Below are 2,380 nucleotides of genomic sequence, written 5' to 3'. Positions count from 1 at the left end.
CTGCGCGCTATCGGCGCGGCCTCCGGGAACAGCAGGATTCAATCCTCGCCGCCAACGCGAAGGATGTTGAGTCCGGCCGCAACAACGGAACCTCCGTTGCCATGCTGGACCGCCTGACCTTGACTCCTGCCCGCATCGACGGCCTTGTGGCCGCCCTTGAAAACCTGGCGGGTCTGCCGGATCCCGTGGGCAACGTCGTCCGTGGCCAGACCCTCCCCAACGGCCTGCGCTTGCGCCAGGTCAACGTGCCCATGGGAGTAGTCGCTGCGATCTACGAGGCCCGCCCCAACGTCACGGTCGATATCGCCGGACTTGCCTTGAAGAGCGGCAATGTCGTGATCCTGCGCGGCGGATCGGCTGCCGCCCACACCAACGCAGCCCTTGTGACCATCCTCCGCGATGCGCTGGAATCCGTAGGGCTGCCGGCCGACGCCGTCCAGAGCGTGGACGAGTTCGGCCGCGAGGGCGCGAATGTCCTGATGCGTGCCCGTGGCCGCGTGGACGTGCTGATTCCCCGCGGTGGACGGGACCTGATTCAGACTGTGGTGAACAACTCGTCTGTGCCCGTCATTGAGACCGGCGAAGGCAACGTGCACATCTTCATCGATGAGTCCGCCAGCGAAGAGATGGCTGTCGACATCCTGCTCAACGCCAAGACCCAGCGCCCCAGTGTGTGCAACACCGTGGAAACCCTCCTGGTCCACTCGAAATCCACCGTGCTGCCCGCGGTCGCCGCCGCACTTCGTTCCGCCGGGGTCACCCTGCATGTCGACTCCCGGATTGAAGCGGCGCTGTCCGGCTCCGTGGACACGGTCCCCGCCGACGACGTCGATTGGGCTACGGAATACATGGACCTTGACCTCGCTGTTGCGATGGTGGACAACCTTGACGAGGCCGTCTCGCATATCCGCAAATGGTCGACCGGCCACACGGAGGCCATCCTGACGAACAATCTGGCGAACGCTGAGAAGTTCATTGCGGACATCGACTCGGCGGCGGTCATCGTGAACGCTTCCACGCGCTTCACCGATGGCGGCGAACTCGGGCTGGGCGCCGAGGTGGGAATCTCCACCCAGAAGCTGCACGCACGCGGTCCCATGGGCCTGACCGAGCTGACCACCACGAAGTGGATCGTCCAGGGTGAAGGCCAGGTCCGCGCCTAGCAACGCTGTAACATAGAACAGAAGTCCTGAACGGCGGGAGGATCCGCCGTCGAAATCCTTTGAACCGCTAGGGGAGAAAATGCAGTTTCAGCAGATCGCCATTTCAATTCTCACGCAAGGGGGCGAGAGCGGAGCCGAAGCGCCGGCACCGTTGTGGGCTGAACCTTGGGTTTTCGGTGTCTCCATGTTCTGCATCCTGCTGGTCCTGATGTTTGTGGCAGTCTCCTACACGAACCTTGGCAACCGTCACGACGCGGTCGAAGAACACTCGGATCCGCACCGCCAGCACCCGGCCAAGCACCCAGGGCTGGGTCACTAACATTTCCGCCGCGAAACCCTTCGAGAAAACGGGGCGCCGACTTCGCTTGGGCGTGATGGGTGGGACGTTCGATCCCATTCACCACGGCCACTTGGTTGCTGCCAGTGAGGTTGCTGCCAAGTTCCGCTTGGACGAGGTGGTCTTCGTGCCCACCGGACAGCCCTGGCAGAAATCGCACAAGCAAGTCAGCGAAGCCGAGCACCGGTACTTGATGACGGTCATTGCCACGGCTTCCAACCCCAATTTCACGGTGAGCCGTGTGGACGTGGACCGCCCCGGTCCCACCTTCACGATCGATACCCTGCGGGATCTGCGGACGCAGCGGCCGGATGCGGACTTGTTCTTCATCACGGGCGCGGACGCCCTGGCACAGATCCTGTCCTGGAAAGATGTCGACGAGCTTTGGTCCTTGGCGCATTTTGTCGGTGTCACCAGGCCCGGTCATGTTCTTGACGGCATGGGCAGGGAAGACGTCAGTCTGTTGGAAGTGCCCGCCATGGCGATTTCGTCGACGGATTGCCGCGCCCGCGTGGGTGCAGGCAATCCGGTCTGGTACCTCGTACCTGACGGAGTAGTGCAGTACATCGCCAAATACAAGCTGTACTCGGGCAAACCCGGCATGGGGGAGCCCCTGCATGCTATGACCGGAACAGAACACCAAGCCCGTACCGAGTGAGTTTTGAATGAGCCAGGAACAGCCCCCCATCCCTAGCCGGCGCGAGCTTCGACGAGCCCGGGACGCACGCCTGGAAGAAACAGGCGCACGTCCCGCGGTAGCCGAGGCCGTTACCTCCGACGACGCCAACCACGCGTCCGGCGGCGCCTCGGCCAATCGGGTGCGCCGGGTGGCAGATGCTCCCTTGGACGCCAAACCCGCCTCGGAACGTTCCTCCCAGGC

The 2,380-nt window shown here is 63.4% G+C and carries 2 protein-coding genes and 2 pseudogenes; all 4 read left to right on the top strand.

Annotated features, from left to right (window positions below; genetic code table 11):
- A pseudogene (locus tag AHiyo1_RS17285) lies at positions 1-1,163 on the top strand (glutamate-5-semialdehyde dehydrogenase); the annotation flags it as partial.
- A gap of 79 nt (positions 1,164-1,242) precedes the next feature.
- Positions 1,243-1,482: a hypothetical protein gene (locus AHiyo1_RS17280; RefSeq protein WP_059389357.1), complete on the top strand. Its 240-nt coding sequence runs from the start codon at positions 1,243-1,245 to the stop codon at positions 1,480-1,482.
- A 55-nt stretch (positions 1,483-1,537) separates the two neighbouring features.
- On the top strand, positions 1,538-2,158 hold the full coding sequence (gene nadD, locus AHiyo1_RS17275) for a nicotinate-nucleotide adenylyltransferase (protein ID WP_059389356.1): 621 nt from the start codon (positions 1,538-1,540) through the stop codon (positions 2,156-2,158).
- 7 nt (positions 2,159-2,165) lie between these two features.
- A pseudogene (locus tag AHiyo1_RS25650) lies at positions 2,166-2,380 on the top strand (hypothetical protein); the annotation flags it as partial.

Source organism: Arthrobacter sp. Hiyo1 (assembly GCF_001263615.2).
Taxonomy (GTDB): Bacteria; Actinomycetota; Actinomycetes; order Actinomycetales; family Micrococcaceae; genus Arthrobacter.
Note: the sequence above shows the minus strand (reverse complement) of the source record. Positions and strands in the feature narration are given on the sequence as shown.

Coding starts and splice junctions, on each gene's coding strand:
- AHiyo1_RS17280 (WP_059389357.1), top strand. CDS start 1,243: ATGCAGTTTCAGCAGATCGCCATTTCAATTCTCACGCAAGGGGGCGAG.
- nadD (WP_059389356.1), top strand. CDS start 1,538: ATGGGTGGGACGTTCGATCCCATTCACCACGGCCACTTGGTTGCTGCC.